This window comes from Staphylococcus sp. 17KM0847, assembly GCF_013463155.1.
Taxonomy (GTDB): domain Bacteria; phylum Bacillota; class Bacilli; order Staphylococcales; family Staphylococcaceae; genus Staphylococcus.
Window position 1 is genome coordinate 685896 of the sequence record NZ_CP040781.1, and the last position, 17407, is coordinate 703302.

Genomic DNA, 17407 nt, shown 5'->3' on the forward strand with positions numbered 1-17407 from the left:
TTACTTCATTGTCCTAGCTTTTTCTCATTCTGTACCAATAATGTAGTCGGGGGTGCAATATGGAAAAATTTGTACAGTACAGCCATCATTTAGCGTACACACCTGCACGTAAAAATGGTGTGACGCTAGGATTTACAACACGTAAAGGTGGTATAAGTGCATATCCTAAAAATGCGTTCAACATGGCACGATATATTGATGATTTGCCTGAAAATGTGACATATCATCAAGAGATTCTTGCTTCAGAGATTGGAGTAATGAGACAGAACTGGGTTTTTCCAATTCAAACACACGAAGCAAAAGTAGTCGAAGTTACAGCAGCAGACAGAGGTAAAAACATCGAAATGCTTTCTAAAGATATATTATATGGTGTTGATGGAATGTACACATATGATCATGATACGATGTTGACAATGTGCTATGCAGATTGTGTGCCGATTTACTTTTATAGTCCGAAACATCATTTTATCGCATTAGCACATGCAGGTTGGCGTGGTACAGTGAAACAAATCGTACGGGAAGTCCTACAACATTATCCTCATCATCTAAATGACTTATTTGTTGTTATTGGACCTGCAACTTCTCAATCCTATGAAATCAACGATCAGATATTAGAACAGTTTAAACAGTTGCCTATTGAAATTAAACAATATATTGATACACGTGGTAAGAATCGCCATGGTATTGATTTAAAATTGGCCAATGCTTTATTATGTGAACATTATGGTGTGCCAAATGCTAATATTTATCGTACAACATATGCGACCTCTGAAGATTTAGAACGCTTTTTTTCATATCGTGTTGAAAAAGGACAAACTGGAAGAATGTTAGCATTTATTTCACAATCTAATGAAAGAGAGATGACGTAAATGTCAGTTAGAGCAAACTTAGAAGAGATTAAATCGACGTTACAAGCAAATATGTCAAGTGGTGACAATCCTTCGTTGCCAAACGTGATTGCTGTGACGAAATATGTTACAATAGAGCGAGCTAAAGAAGCTTATGAGGCAGGAGTGCGTCATTTTGGAGAAAATCGTATAGAAGGATTTTTAGCCAAAAAAGAAGCACTTCCCGATGATGTAACGATGCATTTCATTGGTTCATTGCAATCACGTAAAGTTAAAGAAGTGATTAATGATGTCGATTATTTGCATGCTTTAGATCGTAAAAGTTTAGCGAAAGAAATTGATAAACGTGCAGACCATACCATTAACTGTTTTGTACAAGTCAATGTATCAGGTGAAGAAACGAAGCACGGTGTAACATTAGATGAGGTTATGCCTTTTATTGAGATGTTACAACAGTATGAACATATTCGTGTAGTAGGTTTGATGACGATGGCACCTTATACAGATGATCAACCTTATTTAAAATCGATCTTTGAACAACTCAAACATAAACGTGATGAAATCCAAGCCCACAAGTTAGCGCATGCGCCATGTACTGAGTTATCTATGGGTATGAGCAATGACTATGCAATAGCAGCTGAAGCAGGTGCAACATTTGTAAGGATTGGTACGCGTCTAGTAGGAAAAGAGGAGTGAACAAATGGCTATTAAAGACCTATTTAGTGGTTTTTTTACTATTGAAGAAGAAGAGGATAACTTTGCTGAAGAAGCACGCCAACAAGAGCGTTCACAGCGTACAGAAACGACACAAGCAACAAGTCAATCAACCTCAGAGCGAGAGCGTCCACGTGCGATACAGTCTGTACCGAAAAAACAATCAACACGTACAAAGTCACCTCATAGTGAACGTAAATATCAAGTAACACAACAGCAAACTAGCTATCAAGGACAAGGGAATGTGGTAAGTATGAATCAGACTCAAGAGATTGACCATAATGGTAGCTCAAAAATGTGTTTATTTGAGCCGCGTGTTTTTTCAGATACACAAGATATTGCAGATGAGTTGAAAAACCGACGTGCTACACTTGTAAATTTACAGCGTATTGATCAAGTATCTGCCAAACGTATTGTTGACTTTTTAAGTGGTACGGTTTATGCGATTGGTGGCGATATTCAGCGTGTAGGTGCAGATATCTTTCTTTGTACACCAGATAACGTAGAAGTCGCAGGTAGTATTACGGATCATATTGAAACGATGGAAAACCAATACGAATAAGGAGAATGTTATGAGTGTAGAGTTACTAGCTGAAATTGTACAATTTATTCTATTCGTTGTACGTATTTACACAATTGGGATGATTGTATATATCTTTATGTCTTGGCTACCCGGTGCAAGAGAAAGTGCGGTAGGACGATTTATGGCAAAGTTATATGAACCATTTTTGGAGCCATTTCGTCGTTTTATTCCACCACTTGGAATGATTGACTTATCACCAATTGTCGCATTTATTGTATTAAACCTTTTTTCTCAAGGAATTGTTGCAATTTTTAACCTCATTGTTAAACATTTTTATTAAAATATGGCGATGAGACATGATGAACTATATGAGATTTGTAGTATGATATCTGTTAAAGGGGCTAAGACGCGTGAGGTGTCTTAAGCCCCTCAATGTTTTCAAAAGGCATATGGAGGAGGTGTATCTTATCGATATTTATCAACATTTCAGACGTGAGGAACAGCCATTGATCGATGCATTACTTGATAAAGTACGTATTGCATCCACGCAATATGCGCCCGTTCTTACACACTTTTTAGACCCACGCGGACAATATATTTTAGAGGTTATTGCGGGTAGTTTTACAGATATCGTTGTACATTTTAATGGTGGACCTCAAGCTGAGCGATGTCGAGCAATTATTGCACCAGATTATTATGTCCCAACTGAAACAGATTTTGAACTTTGTGTAGTAGAGATTGATTACCCAGAAAAGTTTGTAACCATTCAACATCAACACGTATTAGGTACATTGATGTCATTAGGTATTGAACGCGAGCAAGTGGGTGACATTATTATTGGAGAACGCATACAGTTTGTTTTGACAAATCAATTGGAATCCTATATCATGATGGAATTAACAAAAATTAAAGGTGCCACAGTCAAACTCAATGTCGTTTCTGTACAAGATATGGTACAATCAAAAGCATACTGGGAGACTGTGGATACAACAGTTACTGCGTTAAGACTAGATGTTGTACTGAAAGATATGATACATAAGTCACGCAGTATAGCTCAAGCGTTAATCAAGAGAAAGCGTGTAAAAGTCAATCACACGGTTATCGAATCTGTTGATTATCAGCTGGAGCAAGGTGACTTGTTGTCGATTCAAGGTTTTGGACGTGCACGTATTGTAACGATTGGAGAACGTACAAAAAAAGATAAATTAAGAATAACCTATCAAACATTATTCAAATAGTGTATGATGGAGGAGGACAGATCAATGGCTTATACACCAAGTGAAATTAAAAATAAATCATTTACGCGTATCAAAAATGGTTTTGAGCCAACTGAGGTTGAATCTTATTTGAGTGAATTATCGAGAGAGATTGAGCGCTTAAAAGAGGACAAAAAACAGTTGCAACAAGTTTTAGCTGAACGAGATGCGCACATTCAGTCGTTTAAAGAAGTAGAAAAATCCGTCGGTGAAGCGATTGTAAGTGCGCAACGTGCTGCAGATGAAACGAAGGCAGCTGCACAAAAAGAACACGATGCTATTATTGCCAAAGCACAAACAGAAGGTAATCGTATTGTCAACGATAGCATTGAAAAAGCACGACGTATTTCATTCCAAACTGAAGATATGAAACGTCAATCTAAAGTTTTCCGTTCACGCTTCAGAATGTTAGTCGAAGCACAATTAGATTTACTCAAAAATGATGATTGGGATTACTTACTCAATTATGATTTAGATGCACAGCAAGTATCTGAAGAAAACTTTAAACATCTTGATGAAAAAGAGCTAACTCATCAAGATAAGCAACAAAAGCAGGGTGAAAAAACAGAAGAACCGAAGACAGACAAGCAAGAAAAATAAGTGATGATTACAGCGAGCTAGGGAAGGTGAGAGCCTAGCGGATGACCTTTTCTTGTATCACTGACTTTATGATTAATCAATATGAATGGAGAGAACTCTAAGCTGAGTTAATAAGGGTGGTACCGCGGCATAGCCGTCCCTGTTAGTTGAGCTTAGAGTTCTTTTTTAAGTTAAAGGAGTGTAATGGATATGGAGTACAAAGATACGTTATTAATGCCTAAAACAAAATTTCCAATGCGTGGAGGTCTCCCTAACAAGGAACCACAAATTCAACAAAAGTGGCGTGAACAAGATTTATACCATAAGCTATTAGCTAAAAATGAAGGACAACCACATTTTATTTTACATGATGGCCCACCCTATGCGAATGGGAACTTACATATGGGACATGCTTTGAATAAAATATTGAAAGATTTTATTGTACGTTATAAAACAATGCAAGGTTTTTATGCACCTTATGTTCCGGGATGGGATACGCACGGTTTACCGATTGAGCAGGCACTGACGAAAAAAGGTGTAAAACGTAAAGAAATGTCTACGGCGGAATTTCGTAAAAAATGTGAAGCTTTTGCAATGGAACAAATTGAAAACCAAAAAGCAGACTTTCAACGCTTAGGTGTCAATGGAGATTTTGACAATCCTTACATCACGTTGAAGCCGGAATATGAAGCTGCACAAATTCGTTTATTTGGTGAGATGGCGGATAAAGGATTAATTTATAAAGGGAAGAAACCTGTATATTGGTCACCTTCTAGCGAGTCTTCATTAGCTGAAGCAGAAATTGAATATCATGATAAACGTTCAGCTTCAATTTACGTTTCATTTGATATAAAGGATACCAAAGGTGTAGTTGATGAAGATGCTAAATTTATTATTTGGACAACAACGCCATGGACATTACCAGCTAACGTTGCAATTTCAGTGCATCCTGAACTGACATACGTACAAATGAATGTCAAAGGTACGAAATATATTGTAGCTGCGGCATTGGTAGATGAAGTAGCGGAGCAACTAGGTTGGGACAAAGAAACATTGGTACGTGAAAAAGAAGTAAAAGGATCAGATCTTGAATATATTGAGGCTTATCACCCATTTATCGCCGAGCGACGTGTGCTTGTAATCAATGGTGAGCATGTTACAACAGATGCCGGAACAGGCTGTGTTCATACAGCACCCGGTCATGGGGAAGATGACTATATTGTAGGTCAAAAATATGACTTAGAAGTGATTAGCCCTGTTGATGATAAAGGTGTATTTACAGAAGAAGCAGGTCAGTTTGCAGGTATGTTTTATGATAAAGCAAACAAAGCGATTACAGAATTGTTAGAAGATAAAGGTGCCCTGCTCAAACTTGATTTTATTACACACAGTTATCCACATGATTGGCGTACAAAAAAACCTGTTATTTTCCGTGCAACGCCACAATGGTTTGCATCAATCTCAAAAGTACGTCAAGACATTTTAGATGCTATTGAAGAGACAAAGTTCAAGGTAGAATGGGGTAAAACACGAATTTACAATATGATTCGTGATCGTGGTGAATGGGTCATTTCACGTCAACGTGTGTGGGGCGTGCCATTACCAGTCTTTTATGCAGAAAATGGTGACATTATCATGACAAAAGAGACTGTTTATCATGTGGCAGACTTATTTGAGGAACATGGATCGAACATATGGTTTGAGCGTGAAGCAAAAGATTTATTGCCAGAAGGCTTTACACATCCTGGAAGCCCAAATGGTACCTTTACAAAAGAAGAAGATATTATGGACGTATGGTTTGATTCGGGTTCTTCTCATCGTGGTGTACTTGAAACACGTCCAGAGCTCAGTTACCCAGCTGATATGTATTTAGAAGGTAGTGACCAATATCGTGGTTGGTTTAACTCATCTATTACAACATCAGTCGCAACACGTCAGGTATCACCATACAAAATGCTATTGTCACATGGCTTTGTTATGGATGGTGAAGGTAAAAAGATGAGTAAATCGTTGGGTAATGTGATCGTACCTGAAACAATCGTAAAACAAAAAGGTGCAGATATTGCACGTCTTTGGGTAAGTTCTGTTGACTATCTTGCAGATGTACGTATTTCAGATGAGATTTTAAAACAAGTGGCAGATGTATATCGTAAAATTCGTAATACATTACGTTTCTTATTAGGAAATATCAATGATTATAACCCTGAAACAGATAAAGTTTCAGAAGAGAACTTATTAGAAGTTGATCGCTATATTTTAAATCGTCTACGTGAATTTACAAATCAAGCACTCGATCATTTCGATAAATATGATTACTTAGATATTTATCAAGAAGTACAAAATTTTATCAATGTAGAGTTAAGTAACTTCTATCTTGATTACGGTAAAGACATTTTATATATTGAAGAGCAATCATCGCATAAACGTCGCAGTATGCAAACAGTGATATATGAAATTTTAGTGAATATGACCAAATTATTAGCACCAATTATTCCACATACTGCAGACGAAGTATGGTCACATATCGAACAAGAAACAGTTGAAAGTGTACATCTTACAAATATGCCAGAACGTAAAACAGTAGACCAAGCATTGATTGAAAAATGGTCACAATTTATGGCATTACGTGATGATGTCAACCGTGCGCTTGAAGCAGCACGTAATGAAAAAGTAATTGGTAAATCATTAGAAGCAAAAGTATGTATTGGAAATAGTGAGTCTTTCAATACGGTGTCATTCTTAAAAGACTTTGATGATTTACATCAATTATTTATTGTGTCACAAGTTGAAGTAGTTGATAAGCCAGTAGGTCATGCATATCATTATGCAACAATTGATATTGCGCCGGCAGATGGCGAAAAATGTGAGCGTTGTTGGAATTATAGTGATAGCCTAGGTACAGTAGGCGAGTTATCAAATCTTTGTCCGAGATGTCAACAAGTTGTCAAAACACTTGTGTAACGGACACCCAGCCCCCTTATTGTATAGGTGTTAGAACTGAGATCTTGATGGTTATAAAAGATTTTTAAAGTTCTATCCCCCTGCACAAGGGGGGCTTTTTGGGTTGAACGTCGTTGTACTGAAGACTGAGATATAGAAAACGTGCTTAAACAAGTGAGAAAATATTTACAAATCAAAGTAGTTATCTGAAATCAAAGTAAGACTATGAATGTTAATTCTATCTCTCATGCATGAAAGCAATTATAAGCATGATAGTGGAAAAGTGTTGAAATTTCACTGAATTAGGCGCTGAGACTTACTCCCTTTCTCACCGAACAGATGTTATAATAAAGCAGTGCATCCATATAGAAAGGATTAAATAAAATGAAACGACATTACTATATCGGGTTATCATTATTTATAATATTTGTCATATTAATTGGGGATCAGCTTACAAAATGGCTGATTGCGACACAGATGAAAGTAGGCGAATCATTTGTTGTTATTCCTCATTTTTTATCTATTACATCTCATCGTAATGACGGCGCAGCTTGGGGGATTTTAAGTGGACAGATGTTTTTTTTCTATATTGTTACTGTGGTGATCATTGTTGCATTAATCATGTTTTATGTTAAAGAAACCAAAGGAAATATGTTGATGCAGGTTGCGATAAGTTTGCTTCTTGCAGGCGCAGTTGGAAATTTTATTGACCGTGTTCGTCATGGTGAAGTCGTTGATTTTATTGATACGGTATTTTTTAGTTATGACTTTCCAATATTTAATATTGCTGATGCAAGTTTAACGATTGGTGTGGTTTTACTCGTGATTATCTTATTAAAAGATCAACAAACTAAAGGTAGGGTATAAAATATGGAAAAATTTAAGTTTACAATAGAGGATACAGCATATCATTTACAGCGCATTGATAAAGTGTTACCAGCATTCAATTCGGAGTGGTCGCGTAGTCAGTTACAAGATTGGATAAAAGAAAGATTAATTGAGGTCAATGGTAAAGCTGTGAAATCTAACTATAAATTGAAGTTAGGTGATCAAATTGTTGTCACTGAAAAAGAAGTTGTAGAAGCAGACATTCAGCCTGAAAATTTAAATCTTGATATTTATTATGAAGATGAAGATGTTGCGATTGTATATAAACCTAAAGGAATGGTAGTACATCCTTCAGCAGGACATTATTCGGGAACATTAGTGAACGGTTTAATGTATCAAGTTAAAGACTTGTCAGGAATTAATGGAGAGATACGACCGGGTATTGTGCATCGTATAGATAAAGATACATCAGGCTTATTAATGGTTGCCAAAAATGATGTTGCACATCGTGCGCTCGTTGAGCAATTGATGGCTAAAACAGTGACGCGTAAATATACAGCACTCGTACATGGGCATATTCCACATGAATTTGGTACGATTGATGCACCGATTGGTCGCAATAAAAATGATCGTCAATCTATGGCGGTAGAGGACGACGGTAAACCAGCTGTAACCCATTTTAATGTTTTAGAAAACTTTAAGAAATATACATTAGTATCATGTGAATTAGAAACAGGACGTACACATCAAATTCGTGTACATATGAAATATATCGGCTATCCATTAGTTGGAGATCCCAAATATGGTCCCAAAAAAACACTCGATATAGGTGGACAAGCACTCCATGCAGGCGTGATTGGTTTTGAACATCCAAGAACAGGTGAATATATTGAACGTACAGCACCATTACCACAAGTATTTGAATCTATTATTGAACAGGCACGTCGTGAAGAAATATAAAAATATGCCGATATTTCCCATTAAAAGTACGAAATCATTTTGACAAGTGATATAAAAAAGAGTAACATATATAGCAGTAAAGCAAACAAAAATAAAGCGTCTTTAAATATAAGTCCCGTGAGGCTTAAAAGACATGATATATACGATAATGAAATAAGACATGTAACAAGATCAAAACATACGAGATATGTATCTTCTAAGCATGAATTATTTCAATTCTTATTGAACTCATGTCTATCAAGATGTGAGTTTTTTTGTTGCATAGGAGGGTTTGTGTTGGCAGAGCGTATCATTTTAGATGAATCAGCAATTAATCGTACAGTGACACGTATTGCACATGAAATTTTAGAGTACAATAAAGGATCAGAAAACCTTGTATTATTAGGTGTGAAAACACGTGGTGAGTTTTTGGCACAGCGTATTCAACAAAAAATCCAACAAATTGAATCAGTCAATGTACCAACAGGAACATTAGATATTACAAGTTTTCGTGATGATGTGGCATCGCGTCATACAGTCAATGATAAGACATATATGATTGATGCAGATATTAACAATCGTGTTGTGATTATTGTCGATGATGTGCTTTATACAGGACGTACAGTACGTGCATCATTAGACGCTATTTTATTGCATAGCCGTCCTAAAAAAATTGGTCTTGCTACACTCGTTGATCGAGGGCATCGTGAGTTACCTATTCGAGCAGATTTTGTTGGTAAAAACATCCCAACGGCACATGAAGAATCTGTTAACGTATATTTATCAGAAATAGACGATCGCAATGCGGTTGTAATTACATAAAAAACCTTTTAATTCAGTACGAGAGACTGGCAAAGGTAAGTTGTAATAATAGACAAAAAGTGATACATCATACCATACATAGCACAGCATAACCGCTTGATTATGTAAATGTATGATACTACATGATGTCTATATTGTTGCATACCTCAGTCTCTTAACAAAATGGTTAAGGGACTTTTTTTATACGAAAGGAAGAACAACATGGAAAATGAACAAATGTTTAAAAGAACGGTAACACCGGTACTCGATGTACATGAAAAGCCTAAGGTAGGGCAATGGGCATTTTTAAGTGTACAACATTTATTTGCAATGTTTGGTGCCACAGTACTTGTTCCATTTTTGACGGGTTTGCCTGTATCATCTGCACTTTTAGCTTCAGGAATTGGAACACTCCTTTATATTTTGATTACTAAAGGTAAAATACCTGCATACTTGGGATCAAGTTTTGCGTTTATTACACCGATAATTACAGGACTCAGTACAAACAGTCTTGGAGATATGCTTGTAGCACTTTTTATGAGCGGCGTGATGTACGTTGTCATCGGTATTGCAATTCGAATAAGTGGTACAAATTGGTTAATGCATTTATTACCACCAGTAGTAGTCGGTCCCGTGATTATGGTTATTGGTTTGAGTTTGGCACCGACAGCCGTGAATATGGCAATGTTTGAAAATTCAAGTGCAATGGAAGGCTATAATTTAAGTTATGTTGCTGTTGCTGCAGTGACATTACTCGTTACATTAATTGTACAAGGCTTTGCTAAGGGATTCTTTTCATTAATTCCTGTATTAGTGGGGATTATTGTTGGTTATATTACAGCAATTTGTTTTGGTATTGTAGATTTTAAGCCGGTTGCACAAGCGGGATGGCTTCAATTTCCAGATATTTATATTCCGTATGTTGATTACCATCCGTCATTACATATTGGTCTTGTAGCAGTGATGTTACCCATTGTTTTTGTGACAGTGAGTGAACATATTGGGCATCAAATGGTTATCAACAAGATTGTAGGACGTAACTTCTTTAAAGATCCTGGCTTGCATCGTTCGATTATTGGTGACGGTGTATCAACGATGTTTTCAAGTATTATTGGTGGTCCACCGAGTACAACATATGGTGAGAATATTGGTGTTTTAGCAATTACTAAGATTTATAGTATCTACGTTATTGGTGGCGCAGCAGTGATTGCAATTATACTCGGATTTGTTGGGAAATTTACAGCACTTATATCATCCATTCCAACCCCTGTAATGGGCGGTGTGTCAATTCTATTATTCGGTACGATTGCAGCGAGTGGATTACGTATGATCGTTGAAAGCCAAGTTGACTTTGCGCAAAACCGTAACTTAGTGATTGCATCTGTTATACTCGTCATCGGTATTGGCAATATGATGCTGAACTTATCAAATCTTGGTGTGAATTTAACGATTGAAGGTATGGCATTATCAGCAACAGCAGGTATCATCTTAAACTTGTTATTACCCAAAAGATAACATATGAGGAGGACATGTCATGAAACATCTTGTCTCAATGGCAGACTTATCAGTTGAAGAAATGCAGCATCTTATTAATCGAGCAATACAATATAAACTTGGTACGTTACAGCCAAGTTTAGAAGGGAAATACATCGCAAATTTGTTCTTTGAAAACTCAACACGAACGAAATGTAGCTTTGAAATGGCAGAACAGCGTTTAAATATGAAAGTGATTCATTTTGAGACAGCTACATCATCAGTAAAAAAAGGTGAGTCGTTGTATGATACGTGTCGAACATTGCAGAGTATTGGTTGTGACGCATTGGTGATACGACATCAAGAAAATGATTATTATCAGTCATTAATGGACATGGGCATTCCGATTATTAATGCTGGAGATGGAAGTGGTCAGCATCCGACGCAAAGTTTATTAGACTTAATGACGATTTATGAAGAATACGGTAGTTTTGAAGGACTGAAAATTGTAATTTGTGGTGATATTAAAAATTCACGTGTCGCACGTAGCAATTATTATAGTCTGACAGCTTTAGGTGCTAAAGTTGTCTTTGCAAGTCCTAAAATATGGCAAGATGAAGAGATGGATGGGGATTATGTAGATATTGATGATGTCATTGACGATGTCGATATTGTGATGCTATTGCGTGTGCAACATGAACGTCATGAGGAAGCGCGCACAGGATTTGATGCAACAACGTATCATGAGCATTATGGCTTGAACGAAGCGCGCTATGCGCAACTCAAAGACACAGCAATCGTGATGCATCCAGCACCGGTAAATCGGGGTGTTGAAATTGCAGATACACTTGTAGAAGCACCGAAGTCACGCATTTTTAAGCAAATGGAAAATGGTGTGTACTTACGAATGGCAGTTTTGACTGAAACAATAGGATGATAAAAGGAGCGAAACAAGATGAAATTAATTCAAAATGCAAAAATGTTAGCAGCAGATTCATTGAAAAAAGTAGATGTATTGATAGACGGTAAAATCGTAAAGCAAATTGCCCCAGCTATTACACCAACATCAGATATGACAATTATCGATGCAAAAGGACATTTTTTAGCACCTGGTTTTATAGATGTACATGTTCATTTAAGAGAACCGGGTGGCGCGCATAAAGAAACGATTGAGTCAGGGACAAAAGCAGCTGCACGTGGCGGTTTTACAACAGTATGTCCAATGCCTAATACAAAGCCTGTTCCAGATTCAGTTGAGCATCTTGCAAACTTAAATCAATTGATCCGAGACAACGCACACGTTCGGGTTTTACCATATGCGTCAATAACAGAACGCCAAGCAGGTAAACAACATGTGGATTTTGCAGCACTAACAACAGAAGGTGCTTTCGCTTTTACAGATGATGGTGTAGGTGTACAAGAAGCTGCAATGATGTATGAGGCAATGCAAGCAGCTAAAGCACAAAATAGAGCGATTGTGGCACATTGTGAAGATAATAGTTTGATTTATGGTGGAGCAATGCACGAAGGAAAACGAAGTGCGGAGTTAGGTATTCCAGGCATTCCTAATATTTGTGAATCGGTACAAATTGCACGCGATGTATTATTGAGTGAGGCAACGGGTTGTCATTATCATGTATGCCATGTATCAACTAAAGAAAGCGTACGTGTTATCCGAGATGCTAAAAGAGCTGGTATTCCTGTCACAGCAGAAGTTACACCACATCATTTGTTATTAACAGAAGATGATGTACCAGGAGATAATGCGATTTATAAGATGAACCCACCTTTACGCAGTCAAGAGGATAAAGCAGCATTAATCGAGGGCTTACTAGATGGTACGATTGATTGTATTGCAACAGATCATGCACCTCATGCGGCAGATGAAAAAAATCAACCGATGACACGTGCACCATTCGGTATTGTAGGAAGTGAGACAGCATTCCCACTACTTTATACACATTTTGTAAAAAATGGGGAGTGGTCATTGCAACAACTTATTGACTATTTAACAGTAAAACCAGCAGATACATTTGATTTACCATATGGCCGCTTAGTAGAGGGAGCGTTAGCGGATCTAACACTGATTAATCTTGATGATGAATACGAGATTAAAGCAGAAGACTTTTTATCTAAAGCAACAAACACACCATTTATTGGGGAAAAAGTGTTTGGTAATCCAATTTTAACAATGGTTGAAGGCGATATTCGTTATGAGGGGGCACAATACTAATGTTTGAAAAGCGTTATATTGTTTTAGAGGATGGTTCATATTATGCAGGGTTTAAGCTTGGTTCAGATCATCTAACAAAAGGGGAAATTGTATTTAATACAGCAATGACGGGGTATCAAGAGACAATTTCAGATCCATCATATACGGGTCAAATTATTACTTTCACATATCCTTTGATTGGAAATTATGGTATTAACTATGATGATTTTGAATCTCTTACACCAACATTAAATGGGGTTGTTGTCAAAGAGGCTTGTGATTATCCAAGTAACTATCGCGCACAAAAATCGTTCGATGATGTATTAAAAGAATATAATATTCCCGGAATCCGTGGTGTAGATACACGCAGTATTACAAAAAAGATTCGTGAACATGGTGTATTAAAAGCAGCGTTTGTTGATGATGAACAAGAGATTGACACAACAATTGAAACATTAAAAAACCTAGAACTCCCACGTACAGAAGTACCTACTGTCTCAACAAAAACACCGTATGTTTCCACGGGATTTGATTTACGTGTTGTACTTGTTGACTTTGGGAAAAAGCAAAATATTGTACGCGAACTTAATGCACGTGGATGTGAAGTTACAGTTGTCCCATACGATACAACGGCAGAAACAATCCTTAAAATGAATCCAGACGGTGTGATGCTATCGAATGGCCCCGGAGATCCAGATGATGTAAAAGTAGCATTAGATATGATTAAGGGTATTTTGGGCAAAATTCCTTTCTTTGGTATTTGCTTAGGCCATCAATTATTCGCTTTATCACAAGGTGCAACTTCTTTCAAAATGAAATTTGGTCATCGTGGAGCGAATCATCCTGTTAAAGATTTAGCAACAGGTCAAATCGCTTTAACGAGCCAAAATCATGGTTATGCGATTGATGCGGCATCTATCGATCATACGGATCTTGAAATTACACACATTGCATTAAATGATGGCACGGTCGAAGGATTAAAACATAAAACTTTGCCAGCTTTTTCAGTACAGTATCACCCAGAAGCATGTCCGGGACCGACAGATTCTAACTATTTATTTGACCAATTTATTGATTTAATGCAAGAAAATAAACAAAAGGAGCGCGTTCACAATGCCTAAAAGAAAAGATATTCAAACTATTCTTGTTATCGGTTCAGGTCCGATCATTATTGGGCAAGCAGCAGAGTTTGATTATGCAGGAACACAAGCTTGTTTAGCTTTGAAAGAAGAGGGATATCGTGTAATTCTTGTTAACTCCAACCCAGCTACGATTATGACAGATAAAGAGATTGCAGATAAAGTGTATATCGAACCTTTAACGCATGATTTTATTGCGCGTATTATTCGTAAAGAACAGCCAGATGCCTTGTTGCCAACACTTGGTGGACAAACAGGTTTAAACATGGCGATTGAATTATATGAAAGTGGCGTTCTTGCATCAAATAACGTAAAACTGTTGGGGACGGAGCTTGCATCGATTAATCAAGCAGAAGATCGTGAGCAATTCAGAGCTTTGATGAACGAATTAGAGGTGCCTGTGCCTGAGAGTGATATTGTTAATACACTAGAACAAGCATTTGACTTTAAAGAAAAAGTGGGTTATCCATTGATTGTTCGACCTGCCTTCACAATGGGAGGAACAGGTGGCGGTATTTGTCACAATGATGAAGAGTTGCGAGAAGTTGTATTAAATGGCTTAAAATATAGTCCAGCAACTCAATGTTTAATTGAAAAGTCGATTGCAGGTTATAAAGAGATTGAGTATGAAGTGATGCGTGACAAGAATGACAATGCAATCGTGGTATGTAACATGGAGAATATCGATCCAGTGGGTATTCATACAGGTGATTCAGTTGTTGTTGCACCAAGTCAAACATTATCTGATGTAGAATACCAAATGTTGCGTGATGTTTCGTTAAAAGTTATTCGTGCTTTAGGTATTGAAGGAGGCTGTAACGTTCAGTTAGCTTTGGATCCACATTCAATGAATTATTATATTATCGAAGTGAATCCACGAGTATCGCGTTCGTCCGCGCTAGCCTCTAAAGCAACGGGCTACCCGATTGCCAAACTTGCTGCCAAGATTGCTGTGGGGATGACATTAGATGAAATGAAAAACCCTGTCACAGGAACATCTTATGCTGCGTTTGAACCGAGCCTAGATTATATTGTTTCGAAAATTCCACGCTTCCCATTTGATAAATTTGAAAAAGGAGAGCGTGAACTTGGAACACAAATGAAAGCAACCGGCGAAGTGATGTCTATGGGACGTACATATGAAGAGTCTTTATTGAAAGCCATTCGTTCATTAGAATATGGTGTACATCACTTAGGCTTACCGAATGGTGAATCATTTGACTTAGACTACATTAAACAACGTATTCAAGCACAAGATGATGAACGACTATTCTTTATTGGTGAAGCGATTCGACGTGGTACAACATTAGAAGAGTTACATGAGATGACCAAGATTGATTACTTCTTCTTGCATAAATTTAAAAATATTATCGATATTGAGCATACTTTAAAAGCAAATAAAGGGGATATCGATTATTTAAAATTAGCGAAACATTATGGATTTAGTGATCGCACGATTGCGCATCGTTTTGAAATGACAGAAGAAGAAGTTTATGCGTTACGTCAAGCGCATGACATTAAACCAGTGTATAAGATGGTAGATACATGTGCGGCAGAATTCGAGTCAGCAACACCATACTACTATGGTACATATGAAGAAGAGAATGAGTCGATTGTGACGGAGAAGGAGAAAATTATTGTTCTCGGTTCGGGACCGATTCGTATCGGTCAAGGTGTAGAGTTTGATTATGCCACAGTTCATGCTGTATGGGCAATTCAAAATGCAGGTTATGAAGCAATCATCATCAATAATAATCCTGAAACAGTATCAACAGACTTCTCCATCTCTGATAAGTTATACTTCGAGCCACTGACCGAAGAAGATGTGATGAATATTATTAATCTTGAACAACCCAAAGGTGTCGTCGTACAGTTTGGTGGTCAAACTGCTATAAACTTAGCAGACAAATTAGCAAAACACGGTGTCCAAATTTTGGGAACATCACTCGAAGACGTCAATCGTGCTGAAGATCGTAAAGAGTTTGAAGCGTTATTGCGAGCTATTGATGTGCCACAACCTAAAGGTAAAACAGCAACATCAGCACAAGAAGCACTTGATAATGCACGAGAAATTGGTTATCCAGTTGTTGTACGTCCATCTTATGTTCTAGGTGGACGAGCTATGGAGATCGTTTATAATGATGATGAATTGCGCAATTATATGACGGAAGCCGTTAAAGCAAGTCCAGATCATCCAGTTCTTGTTGATCGCTACTTAACAGGTAAAGAGATAGAAGTTGATGCGATTAGTGATGGTGAGACGGTCGTTATTCCAGGTATTATGGAACATATTGAACGTGCAGGTGTTCACTCAGGTGACTCCATTGCGGTTTATCCACCACAAACGTTATCAAATGAGGACATTACAACGCTAGAAGCATATACCATCAAATTAGCAAAAGGCTTAAATATTGTCGGTTTAATTAATATTCAATTCGTAATTGCACATGATGGAATTTATGTACTTGAAGTGAATCCACGTGCGAGTCGTACTGTGCCATTTTTAAGTAAAATTACGGAAATTCAAATGGCACAATTGGCAATGCGCACAATCATTGGTGATCGGTTGGCAGACCTAGGTTATCAACAAGGTGTACAACCTTATCGTGAGGGTGTTTACGTTAAGGCACCTGTTTTCAGCTTTAATAAGCTCAAAAATGTTGATATTACATTAGGACCAGAGATGAAATCGACAGGAGAGGTTATGGGACGTGACTTAACACTCGAAAAAGCGCTATTCAAAGGGTTAACTGCTGCCGGTATGACTGTAAAAGATTATGGGACAGCGCTTATTACTGTGAGTGATAAAGATAAAGAAGAAATGGTAAAAATTGCACAACGTCTCAATGCAGTAGGATATAAAATAATTGCAACGTCAGGTACAGCTCAAAAACTAGCAGAGCATCATATCAAAGTTGAAACAGTAGGTAAAATTGGAGGACAAGATGATTTAATCACAAAAATTCAAGAAGGTGACGTTCAAATAGTCATCAATACGATGACGAAAGGAAAAACAATCGAACGCGATGGTTTCCAAATTCGTCGCACATCAGTTGAAAATGGAGTACCTTGTTTGACGTCATTAGATACGGCAAATGCATTAACAAATGTTATTGAAAGTATGACATTTTCAATGCGTAATATGTAGGAGGACG

15 protein-coding genes are annotated in these 17407 nt (G+C 37.3%); all 15 read left to right on the plus strand.

Annotated features, from left to right (window positions below; all coding sequences use genetic code 11):
* The first annotated feature begins 59 nt into the window (after positions 1 to 59).
* The 15 genes from pgeF to carB all read left to right on the plus strand — a co-directional run bounded on the left by pgeF (position 60) and on the right by carB (position 17400).
* Positions 60 to 869: a peptidoglycan editing factor PgeF gene (gene pgeF / locus FGL66_RS03320; protein ID WP_180810190.1), complete on the plus strand. Its 810-nt coding sequence runs from the start codon at positions 60 to 62 to the stop codon at positions 867 to 869.
* Positions 870 to 1544 carry a YggS family pyridoxal phosphate-dependent enzyme gene (locus FGL66_RS03325; protein ID WP_180810191.1) on the plus strand — a complete coding sequence of 225 codons (675 nt, stop codon included), beginning with the start codon at positions 870 to 872 and terminating at the stop codon, positions 1542 to 1544.
* 4 nt (positions 1545 to 1548) lie between these two features.
* On the plus strand, positions 1549 to 2124 hold the full coding sequence (locus FGL66_RS03330; RefSeq protein ID WP_180810192.1) for a cell division protein SepF: 576 nt from the start codon (positions 1549 to 1551) through the stop codon (positions 2122 to 2124).
* A gap of 10 nt (positions 2125 to 2134) precedes the next feature.
* On the plus strand, positions 2135 to 2425 hold the full coding sequence (locus tag FGL66_RS03335) for a YggT family protein (protein WP_180810193.1): 291 nt from the start codon (positions 2135 to 2137) through the stop codon (positions 2423 to 2425).
* A gap of 109 nt (positions 2426 to 2534) precedes the next feature.
* Positions 2535 to 3323: a YlmH family RNA-binding protein gene (locus tag FGL66_RS03340; RefSeq protein ID WP_180810465.1), complete on the plus strand. Its 789-nt coding sequence runs from the start codon at positions 2535 to 2537 to the stop codon at positions 3321 to 3323.
* A 24-nt stretch (positions 3324 to 3347) separates the two neighbouring features.
* Entirely contained in the window at positions 3348 to 3941 is a 594-nt protein-coding gene (locus FGL66_RS03345) for a DivIVA domain-containing protein (RefSeq protein WP_180810194.1), read from the plus strand.
* Positions 3942 to 4130: 189 nt separating this feature from the next.
* Positions 4131 to 6881, plus strand: a complete 2751-nt coding sequence (gene ileS, locus FGL66_RS03350) for an isoleucine--tRNA ligase (protein WP_180810195.1) — start codon at positions 4131 to 4133, stop codon at positions 6879 to 6881.
* Between the two features lie 363 nt (positions 6882 to 7244).
* A complete protein-coding gene (gene lspA, locus FGL66_RS03355) occupies positions 7245 to 7727 on the plus strand; it encodes a signal peptidase II (protein WP_180810196.1) in 483 nt (160 codons plus the stop codon).
* A 3-nt stretch (positions 7728 to 7730) separates the two neighbouring features.
* The gene (locus FGL66_RS03360) at positions 7731 to 8648 is read left to right on the plus strand and encodes an RluA family pseudouridine synthase (RefSeq protein WP_180810197.1); all 918 of its coding nucleotides are present in this window, start codon (positions 7731 to 7733) and stop codon (positions 8646 to 8648) included.
* 276 nt (positions 8649 to 8924) lie between these two features.
* On the plus strand, positions 8925 to 9449 hold the full coding sequence (gene pyrR / locus FGL66_RS03365; protein WP_180810198.1) for a bifunctional pyr operon transcriptional regulator/uracil phosphoribosyltransferase PyrR: 525 nt from the start codon (positions 8925 to 8927) through the stop codon (positions 9447 to 9449).
* Positions 9450 to 9650: 201 nt separating this feature from the next.
* Complete coding sequence (locus FGL66_RS03370; RefSeq protein ID WP_180810199.1) at positions 9651 to 10943, plus strand: uracil-xanthine permease family protein; 1293 nt, start codon at positions 9651 to 9653, stop codon at positions 10941 to 10943.
* A 19-nt stretch (positions 10944 to 10962) separates the two neighbouring features.
* Positions 10963 to 11838: an aspartate carbamoyltransferase catalytic subunit gene (locus tag FGL66_RS03375; RefSeq protein ID WP_180810200.1), complete on the plus strand. Its 876-nt coding sequence runs from the start codon at positions 10963 to 10965 to the stop codon at positions 11836 to 11838.
* An 18-nt stretch (positions 11839 to 11856) separates the two neighbouring features.
* The gene (pyrC, locus tag FGL66_RS03380; RefSeq protein WP_180810201.1) at positions 11857 to 13134 is read left to right on the plus strand and encodes a dihydroorotase; all 1278 of its coding nucleotides are present in this window, start codon (positions 11857 to 11859) and stop codon (positions 13132 to 13134) included.
* Positions 13134 to 14234 (plus strand): carbamoyl phosphate synthase small subunit, encoded by a 1101-nt coding sequence (locus FGL66_RS03385; RefSeq protein ID WP_180810202.1) that lies wholly within the window; start codon positions 13134 to 13136, stop codon positions 14232 to 14234. Before pyrC ends, FGL66_RS03385 begins: the two co-directional genes overlap by 1 nt.
* The gene (gene carB / locus FGL66_RS03390) at positions 14227 to 17400 is read left to right on the plus strand and encodes a carbamoyl-phosphate synthase large subunit (protein WP_180810203.1); all 3174 of its coding nucleotides are present in this window, start codon (positions 14227 to 14229) and stop codon (positions 17398 to 17400) included. Before FGL66_RS03385 ends, carB begins: the two co-directional genes overlap by 8 nt.
* Positions 17401 to 17407 lie beyond the last annotated feature (7 nt).

What these genes read in the sequence shown, in the direction of transcription:
- pgeF (WP_180810190.1), top strand. Translation starts at nt 60, where the DNA reads ATGGAAAAATTTGTACAGTACAGCCATCATTTAGCGTACACACCTGCA.
- FGL66_RS03325 (WP_180810191.1), top strand. Translation starts at nt 870, where the DNA reads ATGTCAGTTAGAGCAAACTTAGAAGAGATTAAATCGACGTTACAAGCA.
- FGL66_RS03330 (WP_180810192.1), top strand. Translation starts at nt 1,549, where the DNA reads ATGGCTATTAAAGACCTATTTAGTGGTTTTTTTACTATTGAAGAAGAA.
- FGL66_RS03335 (WP_180810193.1), top strand. Translation starts at nt 2,135, where the DNA reads ATGAGTGTAGAGTTACTAGCTGAAATTGTACAATTTATTCTATTCGTT.
- FGL66_RS03340 (WP_180810465.1), top strand. Translation starts at nt 2,535, where the DNA reads ATGGAGGAGGTGTATCTTATCGATATTTATCAACATTTCAGACGTGAG.
- FGL66_RS03345 (WP_180810194.1), top strand. Translation starts at nt 3,348, where the DNA reads ATGGCTTATACACCAAGTGAAATTAAAAATAAATCATTTACGCGTATC.
- ileS (WP_180810195.1), top strand. Translation starts at nt 4,131, where the DNA reads ATGGAGTACAAAGATACGTTATTAATGCCTAAAACAAAATTTCCAATG.
- lspA (WP_180810196.1), top strand. Translation starts at nt 7,245, where the DNA reads ATGAAACGACATTACTATATCGGGTTATCATTATTTATAATATTTGTC.
- FGL66_RS03360 (WP_180810197.1), top strand. Translation starts at nt 7,731, where the DNA reads ATGGAAAAATTTAAGTTTACAATAGAGGATACAGCATATCATTTACAG.
- FGL66_RS03370 (WP_180810199.1), top strand. Translation starts at nt 9,651, where the DNA reads ATGGAAAATGAACAAATGTTTAAAAGAACGGTAACACCGGTACTCGAT.
- FGL66_RS03375 (WP_180810200.1), top strand. Translation starts at nt 10,963, where the DNA reads ATGAAACATCTTGTCTCAATGGCAGACTTATCAGTTGAAGAAATGCAG.
- pyrC (WP_180810201.1), top strand. Translation starts at nt 11,857, where the DNA reads ATGAAATTAATTCAAAATGCAAAAATGTTAGCAGCAGATTCATTGAAA.
- FGL66_RS03385 (WP_180810202.1), top strand. Translation starts at nt 13,134, where the DNA reads ATGTTTGAAAAGCGTTATATTGTTTTAGAGGATGGTTCATATTATGCA.
- carB (WP_180810203.1), top strand. Translation starts at nt 14,227, where the DNA reads ATGCCTAAAAGAAAAGATATTCAAACTATTCTTGTTATCGGTTCAGGT.